At 66.0% G+C, this 22,427-nt stretch carries 21 protein-coding genes; 9 read left to right on the top strand and 12 right to left on the bottom strand.

The features are described 5' to 3' along the window. The first annotated feature begins 28 nt into the window (after positions 1-28). Positions 29-1,258 carry a D-mannonate dehydratase ManD gene (gene manD / locus ACQ3DC_RS13395; protein ID WP_321215139.1) on the top strand — a complete coding sequence of 410 codons (1,230 nt, stop codon included), beginning with the start codon at positions 29-31 and terminating at the stop codon, positions 1,256-1,258. 184 nt (positions 1,259-1,442) lie between these two features. Here manD and ACQ3DC_RS13390 read toward each other — a convergent pair whose 3' ends face one another. Continuing rightward, positions 1,443-1,742, bottom strand: coding sequence for a DUF4193 domain-containing protein (locus ACQ3DC_RS13390; RefSeq protein WP_157239592.1), 300 nt, complete (start codon positions 1,740-1,742; stop codon positions 1,443-1,445). A gap of 229 nt (positions 1,743-1,971) precedes the next feature. On the opposite strand from ACQ3DC_RS13390, the gene ACQ3DC_RS13385 reads away from it, so the two are divergent. Beyond that, positions 1,972-2,520 carry a TetR/AcrR family transcriptional regulator gene (locus ACQ3DC_RS13385; RefSeq protein ID WP_323058172.1) on the top strand — a complete coding sequence of 183 codons (549 nt, stop codon included), beginning with the start codon at positions 1,972-1,974 and terminating at the stop codon, positions 2,518-2,520. Continuing rightward, positions 2,517-3,470 carry a DMT family transporter gene (locus ACQ3DC_RS13380; protein WP_430752457.1) on the top strand — a complete coding sequence of 318 codons (954 nt, stop codon included), beginning with the start codon at positions 2,517-2,519 and terminating at the stop codon, positions 3,468-3,470. The genes ACQ3DC_RS13385 and ACQ3DC_RS13380 overlap by 4 nt, the downstream gene beginning before the upstream one ends. Here the strand turns inward: ACQ3DC_RS13380 and ACQ3DC_RS13375 are convergent. Further along, on the bottom strand, positions 3,456-4,502 hold the full coding sequence (locus tag ACQ3DC_RS13375) for an aldo/keto reductase (protein WP_157239588.1): 1,047 nt from the start codon (positions 4,500-4,502) through the stop codon (positions 3,456-3,458). The two genes, ACQ3DC_RS13380 and ACQ3DC_RS13375, sit on opposite strands and share 15 nt — an antisense overlap. 182 nt (positions 4,503-4,684) lie before the next feature. On the opposite strand from ACQ3DC_RS13375, the gene ACQ3DC_RS13370 reads away from it, so the two are divergent. Both ACQ3DC_RS13370 and malQ read left to right on the top strand, forming a co-directional pair. Beyond that, positions 4,685-5,419, top strand: coding sequence for a GAF and ANTAR domain-containing protein (locus tag ACQ3DC_RS13370; protein WP_157239586.1), 735 nt, complete (start codon positions 4,685-4,687; stop codon positions 5,417-5,419). A 332-nt stretch (positions 5,420-5,751) separates the two neighbouring features. Beyond that, positions 5,752-7,947 carry a 4-alpha-glucanotransferase gene (gene malQ / locus ACQ3DC_RS13365; RefSeq protein WP_430752456.1) on the top strand — a complete coding sequence of 732 codons (2,196 nt, stop codon included), beginning with the start codon at positions 5,752-5,754 and terminating at the stop codon, positions 7,945-7,947. Between the two features lie 143 nt (positions 7,948-8,090). On the opposite strand, the gene ACQ3DC_RS13360 is transcribed toward malQ, so the two are convergent. Together ACQ3DC_RS13360 and ACQ3DC_RS13355 are read right to left on the bottom strand one after the other, a co-directional pair. Then, positions 8,091-11,186: an alpha-amylase family glycosyl hydrolase gene (locus ACQ3DC_RS13360; protein ID WP_430752455.1), complete on the bottom strand. Its 3,096-nt coding sequence runs from the start codon at positions 11,184-11,186 to the stop codon at positions 8,091-8,093. A gap of 145 nt (positions 11,187-11,331) precedes the next feature. Then, positions 11,332-12,252, bottom strand: coding sequence for a lactonase family protein (locus ACQ3DC_RS13355; RefSeq protein WP_430752454.1), 921 nt, complete (start codon positions 12,250-12,252; stop codon positions 11,332-11,334). A 117-nt stretch (positions 12,253-12,369) separates the two neighbouring features. Between ACQ3DC_RS13355 and ACQ3DC_RS13350 the strand changes: the two genes are divergently transcribed. Then, positions 12,370-13,227, top strand: coding sequence for a putative protein N(5)-glutamine methyltransferase (locus tag ACQ3DC_RS13350; protein WP_430752453.1), 858 nt, complete (start codon positions 12,370-12,372; stop codon positions 13,225-13,227). Positions 13,228-13,438: 211 nt separating this feature from the next. On the opposite strand, the gene ACQ3DC_RS13345 is transcribed toward ACQ3DC_RS13350, so the two are convergent. The 6 genes from ACQ3DC_RS13345 to ACQ3DC_RS13320 all read right to left on the bottom strand — a co-directional run bounded on the left by ACQ3DC_RS13345 (position 13,439) and on the right by ACQ3DC_RS13320 (position 18,171). Next, on the bottom strand, positions 13,439-13,903 hold the full coding sequence (locus tag ACQ3DC_RS13345; RefSeq protein ID WP_430752452.1) for a YtxH domain-containing protein: 465 nt from the start codon (positions 13,901-13,903) through the stop codon (positions 13,439-13,441). Positions 13,904-14,014: 111 nt separating this feature from the next. Further along, entirely contained in the window at positions 14,015-14,281 is a 267-nt protein-coding gene (locus ACQ3DC_RS13340) for a GlsB/YeaQ/YmgE family stress response membrane protein (RefSeq protein ID WP_104996554.1), read from the bottom strand. Between the two features lie 133 nt (positions 14,282-14,414). Further along, a complete protein-coding gene (locus tag ACQ3DC_RS13335) occupies positions 14,415-15,248 on the bottom strand; it encodes an aldo/keto reductase (protein WP_430752451.1) in 834 nt (277 codons plus the stop codon). An 81-nt stretch (positions 15,249-15,329) separates the two neighbouring features. Continuing rightward, complete coding sequence (locus tag ACQ3DC_RS13330; protein ID WP_430752450.1) at positions 15,330-16,358, bottom strand: NAD-dependent epimerase/dehydratase family protein; 1,029 nt, start codon at positions 16,356-16,358, stop codon at positions 15,330-15,332. After that, positions 16,352-17,323, bottom strand: a complete 972-nt coding sequence (locus ACQ3DC_RS13325) for an aldo/keto reductase (protein ID WP_157239576.1) — start codon at positions 17,321-17,323, stop codon at positions 16,352-16,354. The genes ACQ3DC_RS13330 and ACQ3DC_RS13325 overlap by 7 nt, the downstream gene beginning before the upstream one ends. Before the next feature lie 26 nt (positions 17,324-17,349). After that, positions 17,350-18,171, bottom strand: a complete 822-nt coding sequence (locus ACQ3DC_RS13320; RefSeq protein ID WP_157239574.1) for an aldo/keto reductase — start codon at positions 18,169-18,171, stop codon at positions 17,350-17,352. Between the two features lie 193 nt (positions 18,172-18,364). Between ACQ3DC_RS13320 and ACQ3DC_RS13315 the strand changes: the two genes are divergently transcribed. Continuing rightward, the gene (locus ACQ3DC_RS13315; RefSeq protein ID WP_157242758.1) at positions 18,365-19,267 is read left to right on the top strand and encodes a helix-turn-helix transcriptional regulator; all 903 of its coding nucleotides are present in this window, start codon (positions 18,365-18,367) and stop codon (positions 19,265-19,267) included. 128 nt (positions 19,268-19,395) lie between these two features. Then, on the top strand, positions 19,396-19,611 hold the full coding sequence (locus ACQ3DC_RS13310; RefSeq protein ID WP_157239572.1) for a hypothetical protein: 216 nt from the start codon (positions 19,396-19,398) through the stop codon (positions 19,609-19,611). Between the two features lie 84 nt (positions 19,612-19,695). Here ACQ3DC_RS13310 and ACQ3DC_RS13305 read toward each other — a convergent pair whose 3' ends face one another. Together ACQ3DC_RS13305 and ACQ3DC_RS13300 are read right to left on the bottom strand one after the other, a co-directional pair. Further along, on the bottom strand, positions 19,696-19,908 hold the full coding sequence (locus ACQ3DC_RS13305) for a dodecin (RefSeq protein ID WP_139027623.1): 213 nt from the start codon (positions 19,906-19,908) through the stop codon (positions 19,696-19,698). A 105-nt stretch (positions 19,909-20,013) separates the two neighbouring features. Then, positions 20,014-20,736 (bottom strand): FadR/GntR family transcriptional regulator, encoded by a 723-nt coding sequence (locus tag ACQ3DC_RS13300; RefSeq protein WP_157239569.1) that lies wholly within the window; start codon positions 20,734-20,736, stop codon positions 20,014-20,016. A gap of 159 nt (positions 20,737-20,895) precedes the next feature. Between ACQ3DC_RS13300 and ACQ3DC_RS13295 the strand changes: the two genes are divergently transcribed. Then, positions 20,896-22,386, top strand: a complete 1,491-nt coding sequence (locus ACQ3DC_RS13295) for a four-carbon acid sugar kinase family protein (RefSeq protein ID WP_430752449.1) — start codon at positions 20,896-20,898, stop codon at positions 22,384-22,386. The last annotated feature ends 41 nt before the right edge of the window (positions 22,387-22,427 follow it).

Genomic DNA, 22,427 nt, shown 5'->3' with positions numbered 1-22,427 from the left:
CCATCGATTAAGAAAGCCTGGATCTGTTGTGAAAATCATTGCTGCCGATGTGTTTGTGACCAGTCCCTCCCGTAACTTCGTGACGCTGCGGGTCACCACGGAGGATGGTGTGACGGGTATTGGGGATGCCACGTTGAACGGGCGGGAGCTTGCGGTCGCCGCGTATTTGAAGGAGCATGTGGCGCAGTTGCTGATCGGGAAGGATCCGCACCGGATCGAGGATACGTGGCAGTTCCTGTACCGGTCCGCGTACTGGCGCCGGGGTCCGGTGACGATGGCGGCGATCGCGGCGGTGGATATGGCGTTGTGGGACATTAAGGGCAAGGTGGCCGGGATGCCGGTGTACCAGCTGTTGGGCGGGGCGTCGCGGAACGGGTTGCGGGCGTACGGGCACGCGTCGGGCGCGGATTTGCCGTCGTTGTTTGATTCGGTGCGGGAGCATCTGGAGCTGGGGTACAAGTCGATCCGGATCCAGACGGCGGTTCCCGGGATTAAGGCCGTGTACGGGGTGGCGGCGCAGGCGCAGGCTTCGGGGGAGCGGTATGACTACGAGCCGGCCGGGCGGGGTGCGTTTCCGGTGGAGGAGGACTGGGACACCCGTGCGTACCTGCGGCACCTGCCCACGGTGTTTGAGGCGGTGCGGAATGAGTTCGGTCCGGAGATCCCGTTGCTGCATGACGGGCATCACCGGATGACGCCGATCCAGGCGGCGAAGCTGGGCAAGGCGCTGGAGCCGTATGACCTGTTCTGGTTGGAGGACTGCACCCCGGCGGAGAACCAGGAGGGCCTGCGCCTGGTCCGGCAGCACACCACCACGCCGTTGGCGATCGGGGAGATCTTCAATACCGTGTATGACTTCCAGACCCTGATCAAGGAACAGCTGATTGATTACGTCCGGGCTGCGTCCACGCACTTCGGGGGGATCTCCCCGTTGAAGAAGGTGATGGATTTCGCGGCGCAGTACCAGATCAAGTCCGGTTTCCACGGGCCCACGGACATTTCTCCGGTGGGCTTCGCGGCGCAGCTGCACGTGGGCCTGGCGATCCATAATTACGGGATCCAGGAGTACATGCAGCATTCGGACAAGACCAACGAGGTCTTTGAGCAGTCCATGACGTTCGTGGACGGCTACCTCCACCCCGGGGACAAGCCCGGCATCGGCGTCGAGTTCAATGAAGAAGCCGCAGCCGCCTACCCCTACCAGCAGGCCTACCTGCCCTACAACCGCCTCATCGACGGAACGGTCCACGACTGGTGACCACGCGCTGCTGAAGGCCGGTTATTACCGCGCCCGGTCACGAGGTGGCGTGCCCGGGCGCGGCATTGCCGGCATGATTGGCAGGGCAGCCGCGCTGGCCACCACTCCCTTCAGCCCCTGGCGGCCCTGCCGGGAATGCTTCACCGGGCAGCGCATTGCCGGCCTCCGCCGGACAAGCCGCCCCCTACGACTCGCACTCCCGGCAGTACTTTTTGCCGTCCTTCTCCCTGGCGAGCTGGCTGCGGTGGTGGACCAGGAAGCAGGACATGCAGGTGAATTCGTCGGCCTGGACCGGCACCACCTGGATCAGGAGTTCCTCGTTCGAGAGGTCCGCCCCGGGCAACTCGAAGCTGTCCGCGAGCTCGGCCTCGTCCACGTCGGCTATAGCCTCCCGTCGGCCAGACTTCTGGGTCTTCAGCTCCTCGAAGCCGGCGTTCGGCTCTTCCTCGGGCGTCACCCGTGGAGCGTCATAGTCAACTGACATTGATGCGTTCTCCTGTCGGCTGGAAGCAGTTCGTTCTGAACAGAGCAACAACATGGAGGCGGGCCGCGTTATTCCCGACGGCTAAGTAGGTAGACTGATCTAACTACTATTGACCCAAGGAGCCGCTTTGTCCCTCCCGGAGATTGCCCGATCCGCCGCTCCCACTGCTTCCGCCGGTGCAGCCGCCGCCGCGCCAGCCCGTGCCGGCTCGACCAGGCGTAAGGCCCGAATACTGCTGCTTGACGCTGCAGCCCGGCTCTTCTACGCCCAAGGTGTGGGGGCCACCGGGATCGACGCCATCACCGCTGAAGCAGGCGTGGCCAAGAAGAGCCTCTACAACAATTTCTCCTCCAAGGCGGAGCTGGTGGCTGCCTACCTGGAAGCCCGGCATTCGGAGTGGCTCGGCCTGTACCGCCAGCGGCTGGAAACCGCGAAGACTCCGCAGGAACGGGTGCTTGCCGTCTTTGACGCATACATGGACCACGCGAATTTCGCCTACCGGGACGGGTTCAGGGGATGCGGGCTGCTCAATGCAGCAGCGGAACTGCCCGCGGGGGCGGCCGGGCGGGCGGCGGTCCGGAAGCACAAGGAAGAGGTTGAGGAGCTGCTGGCCGGGCATGTCGCCGAACTCCTGCCAGGGGATGAGCGTGCCGCGGGGCTGGCCCGGCACCTGGCTTTCCTGCTTGAGGGTGCCATGGCCAGGGCGGGGCTGGAAGGGGACGACCAGCGCCTGAAGGACGGCCGGACCATCGCTGCCCGGCTGTTGGAGGGGCTGTGAACCCGGGAACCGGAGATTTCAAAGTGCCGCTCTGGGGCGCTTTATGCGTTGCCGTCGCATCCGTGCTGTGGGGAACCACGGGCACGGCTGCCACCTTCGCCCCGTCGGTGAGTCCGTTGGCCGTGGGCGCGGTGGCCATGGGTATCGGCGGCCTGCTCCAGGCCCTTTACGCCGTCGGTGCCATCGCGGGGCAGTGGCCGGGCCTGCTGGACCGCTGGCGACTGGTGTCCCTGGGTGCAGCGGCGGTGGCCGTCTATCCCCTCGCCTTCTACAGCTCGATGCGTCTTTCGGGGGTAGCAGTGGGAACTGTGGTTTCCATTGGCTCGGCGCCGGTGGCGGCCGCCCTCATCGAGCGCTTCGCGGACGGAAAGCCGCTCACCCGCAGGTGGATGGCCGGAGCTTTCCTGGGTGTCACGGGCGCAGCAGTGTTGTCCTTCGCCGGGCAGGGGCACGGGCAGGCAGCCGGTTCCCCCGGCGAGTCATGGACGCCATTGGCGGGAATAGCCCTGGGCCTGGTGGCCGGTGCCACGTATGCACTGTATTCCTGGGCAGCCCACCGCCTTATCGGCGGCGGGCTGTCCTCGCGGGCTGCCATGGGAACTGTCTTCGGCCTCGGTGGGCTCCTGCTGATGCCCGTGCTTGCGGTAACCGGCGCGCCCCTGCTGGAATCCTGGACCAATTTCTCGGTGGGTGCCTACATGGCACTGGTTCCGATGTTTGCCGGCTACGTCCTGTTCGGCTGGGGCCTGGCCAGGATCCGGGCCAGCACTGCCACCGGCATTTCCCTGCTTGAAACGGTGGTGGCTGCAGTCCTGGCGGTGCTGGTGGTGGGTGAACGGCTGCCGCTGCATGGCTGGCTTGGCGCCGCCGTCGTGATTTTCAGCCTGTTCATCCTGACGCCGCGCAAGCCGGCCGCCGGCCCGGCGCCAGGGCCGCTACCGCCGTCGTAGTTCCGCGAACTCAATCGACGGGACGATCGCGCCGGCGTCCCGCTCCACGAAGTTGGTTCCCGGCGGCACCACGTCATCGATGGCGTCCAGAACGGATTCGCTGAGCTGGACGTCCGCTGCCCGCAGGTACGCCTGCAGGTGTTCCTCGCTGCGGGGCCCGATGATGACACTGCTGATGGCGGGGTGGCTGAGGGCGAACCCGATGGAAAGGTCCACCAGCGAAAGCTCCAGCTTGTCCGCCAGCCTGGCGAGTGCATCGGCCGCCAGGAGCTTGCGTTCGCTGGAGGGCCCGGAGATGTCGTACCGGCCGGGCAGTGAATGCACGCGGGTGGGTGCCTTGCCGGATTCCAGGACGAAGCTGCCGGACAGCCAGCCGCCGGCCAGCGGCCCGTAGGCCAGGACGCCCAGCCCGTATTGCTGGGCAATGGGCAGGACGTCGCGTTCGTTGCCGCGCACCAGCATGGAGTACGGCACCTGGTTTCCCAGCGGCGGGATGAGGTGGTTGGTGGTGGCCAGCCACTGTGCCTCCACAAGCTGCGCCGGGGTGAAGACGGACGTGCCGTAATAGAGGATCTTGCCCTGGCGGATCAGGTCGTTGAGGGTGGTGATGGTCTCCAGGACATCGGTGTTGTAGTCCGGCCGGTGTGCCTGGTAGAGGTCGATCCGGTCTGTCTGGAGCCGGCGAAGGCTGCCCTCCACCGCCTGGGTGATCCAGCGGCGCGAGTTTCCGGAATGGGCCGGGTTGGCGCTCATCTGGCCATGGAACTTGGTGGCGAGGAAGACGTCGTCGCGCCGTCCGCGCAGGGCCCGGCCCACCACCTGTTCCGACTCGCCCTGCGAATAGACGTCGGCGGTGTCGACGGCGGTGATCCCGGCGTCCAGCGCAGCCTGGATGATCCGGATGCCCTCATCGGCGCCGGTGGGGGCGCCGTGCGGTCCGCCGTTGCCTTCGCCGAAATTCATGGTGCCCAAAGTGAGCGGGCTGACCGGGGTACCCGACCGTCCGAATACCCGCAGTTCGCTGAGGCTCATCCCCGGTTCCTCCCGTTGCATAGCCACTAATGCCTTCGATCGTCACGAGGCTACACAGCTTCACGCGGGGCTGGCAGGCATACGCCTTAGTCCTTCGCTTTTCTTCGCACGGAGTAACGCAGGAGCCCGGGCGTGACGAATTATGGCGGGCGTTTCCCCCGCGGATCCGCTTATATTGGTGCATGGGCACCCCGAGCAATGATGAACAGTTCATCAAGTTGCATGACCTGATTATTAGCAGCAGCAACGTGAACGACTTCCTCACGGAGCTCTCCGAAGTGGCTGCATCCGCCCTGAGCGAGTCGGCGGGTTCGCGGGTTGAGTGCGGCGTGACATTGCGGCGACGCAAGCGCAGCGCCACCGTGGCGGGCAGCAGCGACCGGGCCAGGGAACTGGACAGGCTCGAGCAGGCTCTCGGTGAAGGCCCGTGCCTGGCCTCGCTGGAGACCATGCAGCCTGTTGTCCTGGCTGACGTGGACACCGATACCCGCTGGCCGGAGTACCAAAAGATCTTGGCCGCCAACGGCTGCCGGAGTGTGCTGGGCGTGCCCCTCGCCCTGGATGAGGACCAGGCAGCGGCCCTGAATTTCTTCGCCTCGGAATCCGGCGTCTTCTCCGACGCTGTCATCAGCAGGGCCCAGGGTTTTGCCGACCAGGCGGGACGGGCCGTGCGGCTGGCCCTGCAGATCGCGGACGCCCGGAACATGGCAGACGACCTCTCGGCCGCCCTGCAGAACCGCACCACCATCGATCTGGCGTGCGGGGTGATCATGGCCCAGAACCGTTGCTCGCAGGAAGAAGCCATGGCGCTGCTCACCAAGGCGTCCAGCCACCGGAACCAGAAACTGAGGGACCTCGCCGCGGAAGTCCTGAGCCGGGTGAGCTCAGGCTCCGTCAGCACGCACTTTGATCCCTAGCCCGTTGCAGGCTGGCCCGTGGCCGGGCCGCTGCATGAGGAACGGCCGCCAGCATGTATTCGAACCGGTCTGGCCCGACGTCGGCAGGCGCCCGCCCGGGCAGCTCCACCCTGGCGATGGTTCCGGTAGGGACTTCGATTCCCACTGCGTGTCCCGCCGGTTTCGTCTCGGCGCCGCCCTGCAATAATCTGAACCAACGGTTGTGCGCGGGGGTGCAGGCGCCCCGGTACAACAGGCAGCAACAGGCAGCACTGTAAGTTCGGGCCACATCACACCAGACGAGGCGGACACGCATGACGGCTTCAGACCAGCAGCACTCATATCGTCCAGGGATGCCAACTGATCCTCCGGGCACCCTCCCTGCTGCGGGGGAAGCTGCTGCCGGCGGGGCCATAGACCCCCACCTGCTCCAGAAGCTCGCGGACGCCCATGGAGTGGGCACTTCCTTCCAAGGCTGGGACGGGCTGCCGCACACTGTGGCCGAAAGTACCCTGATCAAGGTCCTGGCTGCCCTTGGCGTGAAGGCGGACACCAACCCGGCGATTGAGGCCGCGCTGGCGGAAGCGGAACTGGCGCCGTGGCGGCGGATGCTGCCTCCCGCCGTCGTCATCCAGCAGGGCGAGCCGGCGCTGGTCCCGGTCCATGTGCCCGACGGTGCCGCCGTCCGGCTGGGCATTGCCCTTGAGGACGGGGCAGGCACCGTGGACGCCGTCCAGCAGGACGTTTGGGAACAGCCCAAGGATATCGACGGCGTGTCCACCGGCCGTGCCACGTTCGCCCTCCCGCAGGACCTGCCCCTTGGCTGGCACACCCTGACCGCCGAGTCCGGCGGCGCCACTGCCACGGCAACGCTGGTGGTGACGCCGCGCCAGCTCACCACTGCCGAGCCCCTCGAACAGCGCCGCGGCTGGGGGCTTGCCACGCAGCTCTATTCCGTGCGCTCCAAGCGGTCCTGGGGCATTGGCGACTTCGCCGACCTGGCTGACCTGGCTGCCATCAGCGGTGAGCGCGGGGCCGACTACGTGCTGGTCAACCCGCTCCATGCGGCCGAGCCGGTGCCGCCGGTGCAGCCGTCCCCATATTCGCCGTCCACGCGCCGGTTCTTCAATCCGCTCTACATCCGCATCGAAGCAATTCCCGAGCTGGCCTACCTGAGGCCGCGCAGGCGGGCCGCTGTTGAACAGCTTCGGGAGGAAGTCGCCGGGCTAAACAAGGAGGCCGGCCGGCTCGACCGGAACGCCGTCTATGCCGCCAAACTCCAGGCCCTGGAAATGCTCTATCACGTCCGCCGCTCCCCGGCCCGGCAGGCCGAGTTTGACGAGTTCTGCCGGATCTCCGGGACCGGGCTGGACGATTTCGCGCTCTGGTCCGCCATCCGTGAAGACGTCGCGCCGGACGATCCCCTGTGGACGGACCCGGCCACTTCCATGGGCACACCGCAGGCTGAAGCACTGCGCGAAAAGCTTGCGGACAGGATCGGATTCCACCGCTGGCTGCAGTGGATCTGCGATGAGCAGCTCGAGGAGGCCCAGAAGGCAGCCCTGCGCTCCGGTATGCGCCTGGGCGTAGTGCACGATCTCGCCGTCGGCGTGGACCACAGCAGCGCCGATGCCTGGACGCTCCGCCACGTGCTTGCTCCCGGCACCAGCGTGGGCGCACCGCCGGACATGTACAACCAGCAGGGCCAGGACTGGGGGCAGCCGCCGTGGCATCCCGCCCGCCTGGCCGAGGCCGGTTACATCCCGTTCCGGAACATGCTGGCCACCGTTCTGCGGCACGCCGGCGGCATCCGGGTGGACCACATCCTTGGGCTTTTCCGGCTCTGGTGGATCCCGGTCGGGAACGCCCCGGGTGATGGCGCCTACGTCCGCTATGACCATGAAGCGCTGATCGGCATCCTGGCACTGGAGGCCCAGCGCGCCGGGGCCGTCGTGATCGGCGAGGACCTGGGCACCTTCGAACCGTGGGTGCGTGACTACCTTGCCGCCCGCGGCATCCTGGGAACGTCCATCCTTTGGTTTGAGTACGACGGCGATTCCCCCCTTGCGCCGGAAAAGTACCGGACGCAGGCACTTTCCAGCGTCAACACCCACGACCTTCCGCCCACCGCCGGCTACCTTGCCGGCGACCACGTGGCGCTCCGCAGCCGGCTCGAACTCCTGGAACGGTCCGAGGAAGAGGAACGGGCCGAGCACAACGCCTCGCTGGAGAAAATGCTGGCCCTGCTGCGCGAGCGCGGCTACCTCCAGGGGGACCCCGGTTCGCTGGCGGGGACCGAGGAACAGACCATCGAGGCGCTCCACCTCCTGCTCACGCAGACGCCGTCGGTCCTGTTGGGCGTTGCCCTCGTGGACGCGGTGGGGGAGCGCCGCGTCCAGAACCAGCCCGGCACCACCGAGGCCCTGTACCCGAACTGGCAGGTCCCGCTGGCCGGGCCGGACGGCAGGCCGGTGTTCCTTGACGACCTTCCCGCCAACGCGCGGTTCAACTCGCTGCTGGCAGCGGTGGACGGTGCCCTGCGCAGCTAAACGCCACGTGGGCCCACACCAGCAGGGTTCCCTGGGCGAGCTTGCGAGGCTAGGGTGCGGGTGGGGAGGGCCACTTCGCGCCCATCCAATGCTCCGGATGGGACGCGAAGTGACCCCGCGATTTCGGCTTTCGCGGGGCTCCGCTAGCCGGCCGTGATCAGGTGGCTGAAGTGGTCATAGCGGAAAGTGACCGGGCCGCCGTCGTGCTTGAACACGATGTTGCCGCCCGGGGAACTTCCGCCCGCGCCGTAGCTGACACCCCAGGACCGGTCAAGGGCGGCCTTGAACTCGTACGTTCCCGCGGCGAGATTCGGCACGGCCAGCTTCCAGACGAGGCCGGCCGGGTCCAGCACCAGCTGCGCCTGGTCGCAGGCCGGATCCCAGTCCTTGATGCAGCCCAGTTCGCTGTTCATGCTCCCAGCAGCCGCAACGGCGCCGGGCTGCTGGGAGGCGTACACGGCCGTGATCACGTGCGTGCTGTTGTCATAGCGGAACGTCACGGGGCCGCCCGGATGGTCCAGGGCGATGTTCGGCCCGTTGAGCTTGCCGCCGGCGCCGTAGTTCTCCGCCCAGCCGCCGTTCAGTGCAGCCTTGTACTCGTACTGGCCGGCAGGCAGGTCCACCGTGAGCCGCCAGATCTTGTCGGCCGGGTCCAGTGCCATCCTGGCCTGTGAACACGTCGGCTCCCAGGGCGCCGCGCAGCCCATGGCCTGGTTCAGGGACCCAACCACGGTCACTGAGCCGGGCTGCGGGGCATCGCCCACCGTGACCGTCCGGGCCGCGCTGGCCACGCTGAAACCGGGACCGGTCATTGTGGCCCGGTAGGCCACCTTGGTGCCGTCCTCAAGGTTCGAGATGTCGTCCGTGGCCGAGTAAACGGGTGAGGACCCGTCGGTGGCAACCGTGGTCCACTCGCCGCCGGCCACGCTGCGTTCGAAGGTAACCTCGTGGCTTGCCTTCTCGGGATCGACGGTGGCGCTGAGCTCCACCGAGCCTTTCACGTTGCTGCCTTCCACCGGCTTCTGCAGCGTGATGACGGGTGCGGGAACGTTTGCCGTGCGGGACTGTGACGTGGCGGTGTGTCCGCCGTTGTCCAGTACGGTGGCGCGGTACTCCATCGCCGTGCCGGCGTCGAAGGCCGCCACGTCGTGGAAGACCTGGTACGGGGCAGTGTCATCAGTGCCGATGGGCGTCCAGTCCCCGCCTGCTGCCTTGGCTTCGAAGGTGACCTCATAGAACGAGGAACCGCCGACGTCGGCCGTCACCTTGAGGCGCCCGTTGTCACCCTGCGCGGGTGCCGGCTCCTGGAGGACGACGGCGGGCGCTTCCTTGGAGTGCGGGATCCTGCCGGAGGACTGGTACACCACGGCGGAAAGCGGCGGGACGGTGACGGCCAGCTTGCCGTCCGCCGAAGTCTTCGCCTCGTCCGCGCCTTCGCCGTAGATCCGCGTGTAGGTGCGCTTGGCAATGTAGGCGGGTACCTCTGCGGTCTGTGCCTGTTCGCTGTTGTTCAGCGCCACGACATACTCGCGCTGGTCCGCCGCATCCGTGCGGGAGAAGGCGTAGATGCCGGGCCCGTCGGAGGCATAGCGGTGCTGGTGGGCGCCGTCGCGCAGGGCCGGGTGCTCCTTGGTGAGCGCGGCGAGCTCGCTGATCTTGCCGTACAGCGGGTGCCCGGGGTTGAAGTTGTCCTCGGCGTGCGTGGCCTCGGTGCCCAGCAGGTCGTCGTCGAGGTATGCCTCCACTTTGCTGGGGAAGAGGGTCTGGCGTGCGTCCTGGTCCCCGCCGGGGCCGGTGAAGCCCTGCTCGTCGCCGTAGTAGATCACGGGGTTGCCGCGGGAGAAGTACATCAGTTCGTGGGCCAGCCGGTCGCGGGCCACCTTTTCGTCGTCCGTCGCTCCGGGGTTGTCCGCGGCGATGAAGCTGCCGATGCGGCCCATGTCGTGGTTTCCCAGGAAGGTGGGCAGCTGGTACACGTTCGAATCTGCATCCGTGTACCAGTCATCGCCGGCGAAGAACGTCTCCAGGGTGCGGGTGTCCTGTCCCTTGGAGGCGAAGCTCCGCGCCGCCTCCTGGAAGGGGAAGTCCAGGACAGCCTGCATCTGGTTGCGGGTGGTGAACTGGGAGGTGAAGCTCTTGGTGGTGTCGAAGACCTCGCCGAACATAAAGAACTCGTCCTTGCCCTGCGCTTTGGCGTAGTTGAGGACGTCCGGGCCGAACTCCTGCCAGAACTCGTTGTTGACGTGCTTCATCGTGTCGATCCGGAAGCCGTCCACGCCGAAGTCGCGGATCCAGGTCTTGTAGATGTCCTTCATGCCGCTGACCACTTTGGGGTGCTCGGTGAACAGGTCATCCAGGCCGAAGAAGTCGCCGTAGTAGGCGTCCTCACCCGCGAAGGTTGTGTCACCGCGGTTGTGGTACAGCGTTGGATCGTTCAGCCAGGCGGGGACCTTCAGGTTCTGCTCTTCGGCTGTCAGTTCGGGAATGTAGGGGAAGGATTTCAGTGGGTCGAGTTCCGGGAAGTTGTCCGCGCCGGCGTAATCGCGGTCATCGAACGCCACACCGTCCGCGGTCTTGTAGGGCACTTCATCCTTGGAAACGTATCCCTGGCGTGCGCCGTCCTTGTAGCTGATGACATCAGCCGTGTGGTTGGTGATGATGTCGAAATAGACCTTCATGCCGCGGCTGTGGGCCTCATCAATGAGGGCCTTGAGCTCGGCATTGGTGCCCAGGTGCGGATCGATCTGGGTAAAGTCGGTGATCCAGTAGCCGTGGTATCCGGCCGATCCGTCCTCTGTCTGCACCGCTTTGTTCTTGAAGCTGGGGGTGAGCCAGATGGAAGTGGTGCCCAGGCCCTGGATGTAGTCGATCTTGTCCAGGAGGCCCGCAAGGTCTCCGCCGTTGTAGAACCCCTTGTTTGTGGGATCGAAGCCGGACACCATGGGATCGCTGCCCAGGCCGCCCTGGTCATTCGCGGTGCTTCCGTTGCTGAAGCGGTCCGCCATCACAAAGTAGAAGTTCTCATCCGTTACGGGGGCGCGGAGTGAGTGAAGGGCCGACGCCGACCCAGGGTCTTTGGGGCCAGGTGCAGCCTGGGCGGGAAGGACTGCCGCGGAGGCGGCGACGGCGGCTGCCAGCAGTCCGGCGGCAACGGCCCGGGCCGGCGCGGCCGGGGGTGTGGTGGATCCTGGAGACTTTCGGGCGCGTGGGGGCGCGCTGGGACGGGTGCGGAATATCAAGGCTGAGACCTTCCTGGGAGCGGCGCTGCTGTTCAGGCTTGCCGGCGGACAACAGCCGGCAATTGCTGTAAGGGCTCACAGGTAAGCAAGCTTCCTTGTGAGCCACGGCACAACTGTAAGCGCTTGCATTGAATAACTCCAGTGTTTAGCCAATGGCGTCCGCGGTTCCGCTTGGCCTCAGCGCTTCCTGCCGCCGCCCCTTGGAACATCCAGCCGGCCGCGCCGGGGCGGGGACCAGGGCAGTCGGCGACGGGACCTGCACGTCGTTGACCATCCCGGTAGGGATGCCAGTCACGTCATCCAGGGCGAACGTTGCCACGTTGTCCGACCGCTCGTGGGCTACGTGCAGCCACGTTCCCCTGACCAGGTGGTGGCGCGGCCAGTTTCCGCCACTGGGATCTCCGCGGCGGAGTCGCCCGGAGCCCGGCCGCCGGAGGTGGCCGGACCACGGAAGATCACCTCGAATGTCCCCGTTTCCGAACGGGAGGGCAACCTCATGGTCAGCCACCAGGCCGGTGCCCGGCACATAGTTCCAGACCCGGAGGGTGTCATGGCCCAGGTCCGTCGTCATGACGCGTCCGTCCGCCAGCATCAGGCTGGCGTGGGCCCGGCTTTGCCGAGGTTCACCCGGGTCGAGGCCGGCGTGCGGATCCACCGATGGTGCCGCCGGGAAGCAGCCTGTCATCCCGCCGTCGTCATCCAATCCATAGAGCAGGACCTGCCCGTCGCCCCAGCAGGCGGACGTAAGGAAGCGGCCCAGGGGGTCCACTGCCACATGGCATGTTGCATCTCCGGCGGGTTGAGAATCACCCAGCGGCTCCAGTCCGAAGTCACCCGTGCGGCGGAAAGCCCGGACCATCCCGCGCTGCTCGGCCACCGCGTACACCACCGGCAAGGCGGGATGAACGGCAAGGAACGACAGCGAATCCGCGTTCACTGCCGTTCCCAGCCATTCGAGGCTTCCGTCCCCGTGCGCGGCGAGGGCACCGATGCCATCGGCACGGCCGCCTCCACCGGCGGTGTAGCTACCGGTCCAAATGAGATCGTCCTGTGCAGGCGGGATCATAGGTCCATCCTGCCAACAAGCGCTGCCGTGCGGTGCAGTTGCGGACTAGCATTGAACTCCATCCGGCCCAGGCCGGCTCGGCTTGTTGAAACGCCCGGCTCGCAGAAAGGTGTGCCCTTGCCAGTTTCCGGGATCTCCGCGCCCCACGCGTTTGCCGCCACAGTTTCCGCGTTGCGGGCCGCCGGATGTGTATTTGCCGAAGATGAGGCGGGGCTGCTCATCAGTGAGGCGCCCGGCCCTGCAGCGCTCGCTGACTGGGTTGGCCGGCGCAGATCGGGCGAGCCCCTGGAGTACATTCTTGGCTGGGCCGGCTTCGACGGACACCGGATCGCTGTCGAGCCGGGGGTCTTTGTGCCCCGGCGCCGGACCCGACTGCTGGTGGACGAGGCCGTGGGACTGCTGCAGGGCGGCCGGTTTTCTGCACCCCGCATTGTTGTTGACTTGTGCTGCGGGTCCGGGGCAGTCGGGGCGGCCATTGCGCGACGGGACCCGGGCATCGAGCTGCATGCTGCAGACGTCGACCCGGGCGCCGTGAAGTGCGCGCGCCGCAACGTGGGGCCGGTGGGCGGATGCGTGTACGAAGGGAACCTGTTTGCCGCGCTTCCGCCCGGGCTCCAAGGCCGGGTGCGCGTCCTGGCCGTGAATGCTCCCTACGTCCCCACAGATGCGATAAGAACGATGCCGCCGGAAGCCCGCCTCTATGAGTCGCGGACAGCACTCGACGGCGGCCCGGACGGGCTTCACTTCCACCGGCGCGTGGCCGCAGGGGCGCTGGAGTGGCTGTCCTCCGACGGGCATCTGCTCATTGAGACCAGCGAGCACCAGGCTGAGGGAACCGCATCCGTTGTGGCCGCGGCGGGCCTTGCCGTCCGGACAGTCCATTCGGACGAACTCGACGGCACTGTAGTTATTGGCAGTGCCGGCGTTGGCAATGCCGGTGTTGGCGCTGCCGGGCCTGGCACTTCTTTAGCCTGAGCCCGGTCCAGGGCGGGCTCGGCTGGACCCCACCGAACCGTTAGGGCCGGGAAGGGAGGCGTGCGGGCCTGCAGTTTAGCTAAGACGCTGCTGGCCGCCGCGTCCCCCAAGGATCGCGACGGCCAGCAAAGCCATTCAGTTGTAGCACAGACCCGCTGTTTTTCCGCTGTCAAGCGGGACGGGCCGTCACAGGCCGGACGGTGTGCCGGGGCTAGGCCTTTGAATTGGTCTCGTCGGAGGTGCCGAGGTTCAAGGTTTCCGGGTGGGTGGAGTGCGCGGGGATGTGGTCCTCGCCAAGGTCGTCGCCACTTGGGGTGCTCCTGCCTGGAGCGCCAGCGGTAGAGGCACCCGGAACTGTGGTGCCAGTGGCACTGGCTGTCGTGCCGGCGTCGGACGTTGACGATTTGGTTGCGCCGGAGCCGGAGGAGCCTTCACGCTGCACCGCTGAGCCGATCACCGTACCTGCCCGGCGTGCGGCCTCACTCAACTGGTCCGCGACCTCGGGAGCCTTTTCCTTGATGGCTTCCGTTGCAACCGCCACCTTGTCCTGCACGGGCTTGCTGTCCCAGATGCCCGCAGCGCGTGCCTTGAGCTTGTCATAGGCGGCCCTGCCGGACCGCGACCCAAGCACGTACCCGGCGGCAATGCCAACGCCCAAAAGAAGTTTGTTTTTCATGATGAACTCCTGCTCACTGAGAAGGTTTCACTTCCGGCCAGAGAGGCCGGGAGATAGGAAAACCGGCCCGGGGATGTTGTCCCCAGGCCGGTTTCCTGGCTTACGCGACAGTTAGCCGCGAGCGCCGCGCTTGGTGACCATGCCGTAAACCAGCAGCACGATAAGCGCGCCGCCGATGGCCAGCAGCCACGTCTGCAGGGAGAAGAACTCCTGCAGTCCGCTGCCAAAGATCATTCCGCCGATCCAGCCGCCGAGGAGTGCTCCGACGACGCCCAGGACGAGGGTGATGATCCAGCCGCCACCCTGCCGGCCCGGGAGGATCGCCTTAGCGATCGCACCAGCAATAAGTCCGAGAATCAGAAATGCAAGAAATCCCATTTTTCGTTCCTCTTCCTAAATAAAGGAGGCCTCCGGATCCCGGAAGCACTTCATCCTTCTGCCTCAATAGTAATCATGCTTACTATCTATTTGCCAACCCCGGGTTCCCGGAAAAGCCCACTTCAGGCCCGTTTCAGTGCCCTGTCACGTCGGAATCATTGCCCGCACCGGGACCTTCGTCCAGGACCGCTAATTCCGCTAGATCCTGCGGATCCAAGGCGAAATCGAAGATGTCCAGGTTTTCCCTCATCCGGTCCGGATTCGACGTTTTCGGAATCGTTACAATTCCGTTTTGAACATGCCAGCGAAGGACCAGTTGGCCGGGCGTTTTTCCGTGCTTTTCGGCTAGTTGGAAGAGGATGGGAGCACCGAGCAGGCTGGCCCCGGCGCCTCCCAGCGGGCTGTAGGACTCGGTGACGATTCCGTGCTTTGCATGGAATTCCCGCTCGGCCGCGCGCGTGACCGCCGGCGTCAGCTGGATCTGGTTGACGGCGGGGACCACGTCAGTAACGGCCATCAGCCGTTCCAGGTGGGAGGGTTTGAAGTTGGAGACGCCGATGGAGCGCACTTTTCCTTCCGCCTGGAGCCGCTCGAAGGTCTTCCACGTGGAGATGTACTCGTCCCGCGCGGGCAGGGGCCAGTGAATAAGCAGCAAGTCCACGTAATCCAGCCCCAGCCGCTTCAGTGACCCTTCCAGCCCTTCCACCGCCCTGTCGTTCCCCTGGTATTGGCCGTCCAGTTTGGTGGTGATGAACAGCTCGCCACGGTCCACGCCGCTGGCCCGGATACCGTTGCCCACGCCCTGCTCGTTGCCGTATTTCACGGCTGTATCGATGTGCCGGTAGCCGGCTTCCAGGGCCTGCACGACGGCGGTGGCCGCCTGGTCGTCGTCCAGCGGCCAGGTGCCAAGGCCCACCTGGGGGATGGAGTAGCTGTCATTGAGTTTGATCAGCGGTGCAAGTGTCATTTCACCAGTCTCTCCCGGATCGGCTTCCCCGGGCCTTTGAATGCCCGGGGAATATTGGAAGGCGGCGCTGCCCGCCCGGCGTTAGGCACCCCGCCTGGCCCAGCCGGTCAACCGGTCACTGAGGTACATGAATTCCCGGTCCACCACCTGGAGGCCAGGGTTCGCGTCGTGCCAGTCCACGATTTCGCGTGCGCCGTCGGCGAAGGGAATGGTGGCGCAGTAGCCGGGGACCAGGGACTTGATCTTGGTGTTGTCGAAGACCACCGAGTGGGAGCGGTCGCCCAGGAGGTTGGGTCCCAGCTCCGGGCTGTGGGCGGCGATGGTTTCGGAGGCAACGTGGACCAGTTCCGGGTCCGCAACACCGGCTGCACGGGCGAACAGCCGGTAGATCTGGTTCCAGGGCAGGTACTCGTCGGATGTGATGGTGTAGCTCTCGCCTACCGCTTGCGGCAGGCCGAGCAGCCCCACAAAAGCCTTGGCAAAGTCCATGCTGTGCGTCAGGGTCCACAGCGAGGTCCCGTCCCCGTGCACCATGACCGGCAGCCCCGCCCGTATCCGGTGGAGGTCCGTCCAGCCGCCCACCATGGCGATTTTGGTGCGGTCGTACGTGTGGGAGGGGCGCACCACGGTGAGCGGGAAATCCTGTTCTCTGTAGGCCTGGTAAAACAGTTCCTCGCAGGCGATCTTGTCCCGCGAGTACTGCCAGAACGGGTTCTTCAGGGGCGTGGATTCGCGGATTGGAAGCCGGGTGGGCGGCTTTTGGTACGCAGAGGCGGAGCTGATGAACACGTACTGCCCGGTGCGGCCTGTGAACAGGTCCAGGCTGGCCTTGGCGTGGTCGGGGGTGTACGTGATGAAGTCCGCGACGGCATCGAAATCGCGCCCGCCCAGCGCGTCACGAACCGCGGAGGCGTCCCGCACGTCCGCGGTGAGGGTTTCAGCCCCTTCCGGGACCGGCCTTGTGGACCGGCCCCGGTTGAGGATGGTCAGCCGGTGCCCCAGTGCGACGGCGCGTTCTGCGGCCGCCGCACTGATGACGCCGGTGCCGCCGAGGAACAGGATGTTCCTCGGCGGCACCGTACCGGCGTCAGGGGTGGACGGGTTCACCACGCGTAGTCTTCCGGCGCCGTACGGTGCCCCGGGAAGATGTCGTCCAATCGTTTGAGGGTGTCGGCGTCCAGGGTTACGTCCAATGCCCTGACGGCGGCGTCGAGCTGTTCCTGGGTGCGCGGTCCCACGATGGGTGCCGTGACGGCAGGCTGGTGCAGGAGCCAGGAAAGGGCGATGTCGCCCGGCTCGTGGCCCAGCTCATCGGCGAAATCCTCGTACTGCCGGATCTGGTCTTCGTGCTTCTTGAGTGTTTCGGCCGCGCGGCCCTCGGTGCGCCGGACGCCGTCGCGCTCCTTCTTCAATACCCCGCCCAGGAGCCCGCCCTGCAGCGGTGACCAGGGGATGAGCCCCAGCCCGTACTGCTGGGCCGCCGGGATCACTTCCAGCTCCACCTGGCGCATGAACAGGTTGTAGATGGACTGCTCGCTCACCAGGCCGGTGTAGTTGCGCCGCCTGGCCGCCTCCTGGGCCTGGGCAATATGCCAGCCGGCGAAGTTGCTGCTGCCCGAGTAGAGGATCTTCCCTTGCTGGACCGCCACCTCGATGGCCTGCCAGATTTCGTCCCACGGGGTGTCCCGGTCGATGTGGTGGAACTGGTAGACGTCGATGTAGTCCGTCTGCAGGCGCTTCAGGCTGGCGTCGAGGGCGCGGCGGATGTTCAGGGCGGAGAGCTTGGACTCGTTGGGGCGGTCCGTCATGGTGCCGTAAAGCTTGGTGGCCAGGACCGTGTGCTCGCGGCGCTCGCCGCCCTTGGCGAACCAGCGGCCAATGATTTCTTCGGTCCAGCCGCGGTGGCCGGCGCCGCCATAGACGTTGGCAGTGTCGAAGAAGTTGATGCCCTGTTCGCGGGCCGAATCCATGATGGAGTGGGCGTCCGCTTCCTCGGTCTGCGGGCCGAAGTTCATGGTGCCGAGGCAAAGGCGGGAGACTTTCAGGCCGGAGCGGCCCAGATGGGTGTACTGCATGGCTGAATCCTTTGGGTTTCGTGGTTCTACAGCTGCGTGAAGGCGGCGACGGCGGGATCGGAGCCGATGCGGGCTCCCGATTCAAGGGCGCTGATGGCGGCAAGCTCCTCGTCGGAGAGGGTGAGGGCGGAGGCAGCGAAGTTCTCCCGGATCCGGGCGGCCTGGCTGGACTTGGGAATCACGATGTTTCCCGCGGCCAGATGCCAGGCGAGCACCACCTGCGCCGGGGTGGCATTGTGGGCGTTGGCGATGCCGGTCACCGCATTGCCGTTCAGGTCTCCGCCCTGTCCCAGCGGGCTGTAGGCCTCCACGGCGATGCCAAGGCCCCGGCACTTGGCCGCAAGGTCTGCCTGCTGGTAGCTGGGGTGCAGTTCGATCTGGTTGACGGCCGGGACGATCTCCGAGGACTCCAGCAGGGTGTCCAGGTGCTCGGCGAGGAAGTTGGAAACGCCTATGGCGCGGATCTGGTTGTTCTCGTAGAGCCGTTCCATCTCCTTCCAGGCCTGGACGTACAGGTCCTGCGACGGGACGGGCCAGTGGATGAGGTAGAGGTCAACGTAGTCGAGGCCCAGGGCTTTGCGGCTGTTCTGGAACGCTTCCTGCGCGCGGTCCTGCTCGCCGTTCCGAAGCTTGGTGGTTACAAAGATGTCCTCGCGCGGAATGCCGGTAGCCGCGATCGCGGCACCCACGCCCGCCTCGTTCCGGTAGGCGGCGGCCGTGTCTATGTGGCGGTACCCGGCCTCGAAGGCGTCCTCCACGGTCCGCTGCGTGTCCTCCGGCGGTACCTGGAAGACGCCGAAACCAAGCTGGGGGATGGTGACGCCGTTGTTCAGTGTCAGCTCTGACATTGGGGCTCCTTGAAACATGCGGGGGTGGGGTGCCGTTGACTCGACGGGAGAAAGCGGTTTCCGCTGGCTCGCTTTTGAGCCTATGCACTTTTGGCCGGGAAGTCAGCAGGGGAACCTGATTCTGTTTTTCCTAGGACTCCCAGTCCTACCTTCGTTGTAGGAGAGAGCCACCATGGCGGGCACAATGGTCTGCATGGGTCAAAGCGCGGAGTTCGGAAAATTCCTCAAAGCCATGCGGTCCCGCCTGAGTCCTGAGGACGCCGGTGCGGGACCCACCTCCGGTGCCCGCCGGGTTCCCGGCCTCCGCCGCGAAGAAGTCGCCCGGCTGGCAGGGGTGAGTACCGACTACTACGTCAGGCTGGAGCAGGGCCGGAACATCCATCCGTCGCGGACCGTCCTTGAGGCAGTGTCGAGGGCCTTGCGGCTGGACGGCAGCGAGCATGCGCACATGATGGACCTGCTGGAAAACTGTGCCGGGTCCGCGAGGTCCAGCACATCAGCCGCCCAGGCTGTCCGTCCGGCGCTGCGGCAGCTCCTGGAGGCGATGGGCGACGTTCCGGCCATGGTGCTGGGCCGGCGCAGTGACGTCCTCGCCGGCAACAGGATGGCCTTCCTGCTGTTTGCGGATTTCCCCGCGCTGCCGGCTGCCGAACGCAACCTGACCCGCTGGCTCATTCTTGACCCGTCTGCCCGCGAGCTCTTCCGTGACTGGAAAACCGTGGCGGCGGAAGCGGCCGGAGCGTTGAGGCTGGATGTAGGCCGCCACCCCAACGATGCCCAGGCCAACCAGCTGGTGGGCGAACTCGCTGTCCATAGCGAGCACTTCCGCCAATGGTGGGCCGGGCACCGGGTGGCCACCCGGTCGGCAGGAAGCGTGCGCCTGCACCACCCCGCCGTCGGGGACCTGGAACTGAACTTTGAAAACCTTGTCCTCCCGGACGATCCCGACCAGACGCTTCGGGTGTATTCGGCCCGGGCCGCTTCGCCGTCGGCCGACGCCCTTGCACTGCTCGGCAGCCTGGGAGCACCCCAGCCGGCGGCCGAACGTGAATCCGACCGCAACACCGCTCCGGCCACGGCGGAAAGCGGGGAGTGACGGCGGCCGGAGCCGTTGTACTTTTGGCCAGTTGAGGCGGGTGTTTCTGGCCACGAGCCCATTGGGGAAAGATTGCACTTTTCCTAGGCTGGAAGCGCAAGGTTTCTCCACCAAGGATGGTCTCAACGATGAAACGCATCGCACTGCTCAAGGAACGCCAGGCTGCCGCCGCCGACGCCCCCTCCACCGCCACCGGTTCGCACTGCCCGGCGTCGGGCCTGTGGAGCCCGGACCACGATCCGCACACCGTCCTGTCCTTCTTCGAAGGACAGGTTTTTCCCGCGTTCGACGGCATTCCAACCGTTTGGCGGCGCCGCTCGGCCGGCACCGTCTCGGCGAACTAGGCCCGCTTAAACGCCAACTGACTCGCAGCAGACGTCGTCAAAACACGGTTTCGCGACGTCTGCTGCGAGTCAGTTGGGCGGGAGTTAGTGCTCTTCCAGCCGGAAGCCGATCTTGATGGTGACCTGCCAGTCGGCGATCTTGCCTTCTTCGAGGTGGCCCCGGATCTCCTTGACCTCGAACCAGTCAAGGTTGCGGAGGGTCTGGGAAGCCTTGGCGATCCCGTTGCGGACGGCGTCGTCCACTCCCTGGTCCGACGTGCCGACGATTTCAGAAATGCTGTACGTGTGGTTGGACAACTTCGCTCCTCGTGATCAACGGTGCTCCCGGTTGCGGGCGGTCCTTGAAGACTAGTGGCACTTCCAGAACGTTGACCAGCCCTTATCCGATGTTCCGCACCGCCGTCAGGACGAACCCGCGGCCTGCTTCGCCTCGAGCACCAGGTTCTTCAGGTCGTCCAGGGTCTGCTGCATGTGCGCGTCCATGGCCTGCCGAGAACGGGTAGCATCCCGCGACTCCAGCGCTTCGGCAATGTTCTGGTGGTGCCGGATCGCATGCTCCTGGATCTCACGGACGGCCGAGGTTTCAGTGCGCCGCTTTTCCAGCACCCGGTGCAGCGGCTCGAACAGCACAGCCACGAAGACGTTCTCCGAGGCATGCAGGATCAGGTCGTGGAAAGCCAGGTCCGCGGCCACGAACGCGGCCACGTCATTGACTTCGTGGGCGGCACGCATGGCCGCCACATAGCCGTACAGGGCCTGGATCTCAGCGTCGCTGATCCTTCCCGCCGCCAGTTCACAGGCGCCGGCTTCCAGCATGCGCCGCAGTTCGATGAGCTGGATGGAAGCGTCAGCCTCGTTCTTGCCCTCGGAAGCGGCGCGCAGCACGGCCTCCAGCGATGCCCAGCGGTTGAGGGGGTTCACGAACGTGCCCCGGCCCCGCTCGACGCTCAGGATCCGCTGCGCCTGGAGCGTTTTCATGGCCTCGCGGACCGTCATCCGGCTGACCTCATGCCGGGCGCTGAGCTCATGTTCGCCGGGGACGGTGGCGCCGGGCGGGAACTCACCGGCGATGATGCGGTCCAGGAGCTCGTCGGCCACCTGGCCCACCAGTGATTGCCTCGCCATGCTGCCCCCGTTATTCCCTCATTGGATATGTCAGACAAGTCTACTTGCGCGTCGTTATGTCCTGTGCCACACTAAAAACCAAATGCAAGATGTCTGACATCTTACACCTTCCTTTTACATCAGGATCCGTCAGAGGATCCATACACAACGGAGTGCACTGTGACGCTTGAAGCAGACGTCCTGGCCGCGTATCCGGCCGAGGTCCGGATTCCCGCCGAACTGGTAGCCAGCACCCTGGCTGCCTCAAACGCGGAGACCCCGCGTGTCCTGGTCGTGCTCGACGACGACCCCACCGGAACGCAGTCCGTGGCAGACCTGCCCGTGCTCACCCGCTGGGACGTGGAAGACTTCATCTGGGCTTTCAGCCAGTCGAAGCCTGCCGTCTACGTCCTCACGAACACCCGCAGCCTGGACCCTGCCGAGGCTGCCGCCCGCAATGAGGAGGTGGTCCGCAATGCCCTCGCAGCAGCGGGTTCCCCGGAAGAACTGCGCCTTGGCTTCGTCAGCCGCAGCGATTCCACCCTCCGCGGCCACTACCCCCTGGAGCCGGACGTCATCGCCGCCACAGTATCGGACGTCAGCGGGGAAAAAACCGACGGCGTTGTGCTGGTTCCAGCCTTCCCCGACGCCGGGCGGGTCACCATCGGCGGCGTCCATTACATGCGCGGCACCGCAGACGCGGCCGGCACCCTCATCCCGGTGTCCGAAACAGAGTTCGCCAAGGACGCCACCTTCGGCTTTTCCACCTCCGTAATGGCTGACTACGTCGAAGAGAAGTCCAAGGGCCGCTTCGCCGCGGACACGGTCATCGTCCTGGACCTGAACATCATCCGCGCCGGGGCAGCGGCCAGCGACCCGGCCCACGGTGCTCAGATCAGCGCCAACGCCATCGCCGACGCAATCGAACGGGCCACGGATTCCACCCCCATCGTGGCGGACATCGTGACCGAAAACGACCTCCGTGCCCTGTCCCTCGGCCTGGAAGAAGCCGAACGGCGCGGCAAGAAGCTCCTTTACCGCGTAGGCCCTCCCTTCGGCCGTGCCCGGATCGGCCAGGAAATCCGCGCCGAACTCAGCGGTGCGGAAGCCTACGCCGGAAACACACCGTCGGTAGCAGGCGGCCTGATCGTCGTCGGCTCCCACGTCGGCGTCACCACCCGACAGCTCAAGGCCCTGACGGAGCAGCACAGCGCCGCACGCATCGTGGAGATCGACGTCGAAAAGCTCCTCGGCCCGGAATCCGCCAGCCACTTGGACCAGACGGTGGACGCCGTCGTCGAGGCCCTCCACGGCGGGGACGTCATCGTCCACACCAGCCGCCTGCTCATCAAGACAGACGACCCCGCCGAAAGCCTGCGGATCGCACGCACCGTGTCCGCCGCCGTCGTCGCCGTGGTGAACCGGACACTGAAGACCTTCCCGCCGCGGTTCGTCATCGCCAAGGGCGGAATCACCTCCTCCGACGTGGCCGCCCACGGCCTGGAAATCCGGCACGCCATTGTCCGCGGCCCCATGCTTCCCGGCATCGTCTCGCTCTGGGAACCGGTGGACGGCCCCGCCAAGGGCATCCCGTACATCGTCTTCGCCGGCAACGTGGGCGACGACCAGTCACTGGCCGACGTCACCCGCAAGCTCAGCAACACCTTCTAACCCCCACCGGCTCCAGATCCCGCACACATTCAATGGAGAAC

The sequence above is a fragment of the Paenarthrobacter sp. NEAU-H11 genome (assembly GCF_050573415.1).
GTDB lineage: Bacteria > Actinomycetota > Actinomycetes > Actinomycetales > Micrococcaceae > Arthrobacter.
Note: the sequence above shows the minus strand (reverse complement) of the source record. Positions and strands in the feature narration are given on the sequence as shown.

What these genes read in the sequence shown, in the direction of transcription:
- ACQ3DC_RS13355 (WP_430752454.1), bottom strand. Translation starts at nt 12,252, where the DNA reads ATGATCCCGCCTGCACAGGACGATCTCATTTGGACCGGTAGCTACACC.
- ACQ3DC_RS13325 (WP_157239576.1), bottom strand. Translation starts at nt 17,323, where the DNA reads ATGCAGTACACCCATCTGGGCCGCTCCGGCCTGAAAGTCTCCCGCCTT.
- ACQ3DC_RS13310 (WP_157239572.1), top strand. Translation starts at nt 19,396, where the DNA reads ATGAAACGCATCGCACTGCTCAAGGAACGCCAGGCTGCCGCCGCCGAC.
- ACQ3DC_RS13370 (WP_157239586.1), top strand. Translation starts at nt 4,685, where the DNA reads ATGGGCACCCCGAGCAATGATGAACAGTTCATCAAGTTGCATGACCTG.
- malQ (WP_430752456.1), top strand. Translation starts at nt 5,752, where the DNA reads ATGCCAACTGATCCTCCGGGCACCCTCCCTGCTGCGGGGGAAGCTGCT.
- ACQ3DC_RS13375 (WP_157239588.1), bottom strand. Translation starts at nt 4,502, where the DNA reads ATGAGCCTCAGCGAACTGCGGGTATTCGGACGGTCGGGTACCCCGGTC.
- ACQ3DC_RS13320 (WP_157239574.1), bottom strand. Translation starts at nt 18,171, where the DNA reads ATGTCAGAGCTGACACTGAACAACGGCGTCACCATCCCCCAGCTTGGT.
- ACQ3DC_RS13340 (WP_104996554.1), bottom strand. Translation starts at nt 14,281, where the DNA reads ATGGGATTTCTTGCATTTCTGATTCTCGGACTTATTGCTGGTGCGATC.
- ACQ3DC_RS13390 (WP_157239592.1), bottom strand. Translation starts at nt 1,742, where the DNA reads ATGTCAGTTGACTATGACGCTCCACGGGTGACGCCCGAGGAAGAGCCG.
- ACQ3DC_RS13315 (WP_157242758.1), top strand. Translation starts at nt 18,365, where the DNA reads ATGGGTCAAAGCGCGGAGTTCGGAAAATTCCTCAAAGCCATGCGGTCC.
- ACQ3DC_RS13300 (WP_157239569.1), bottom strand. Translation starts at nt 20,736, where the DNA reads ATGGCGAGGCAATCACTGGTGGGCCAGGTGGCCGACGAGCTCCTGGAC.
- ACQ3DC_RS13345 (WP_430752452.1), bottom strand. Translation starts at nt 13,903, where the DNA reads ATGAAAAACAAACTTCTTTTGGGCGTTGGCATTGCCGCCGGGTACGTG.
- ACQ3DC_RS13335 (WP_430752451.1), bottom strand. Translation starts at nt 15,248, where the DNA reads ATGACACTTGCACCGCTGATCAAACTCAATGACAGCTACTCCATCCCC.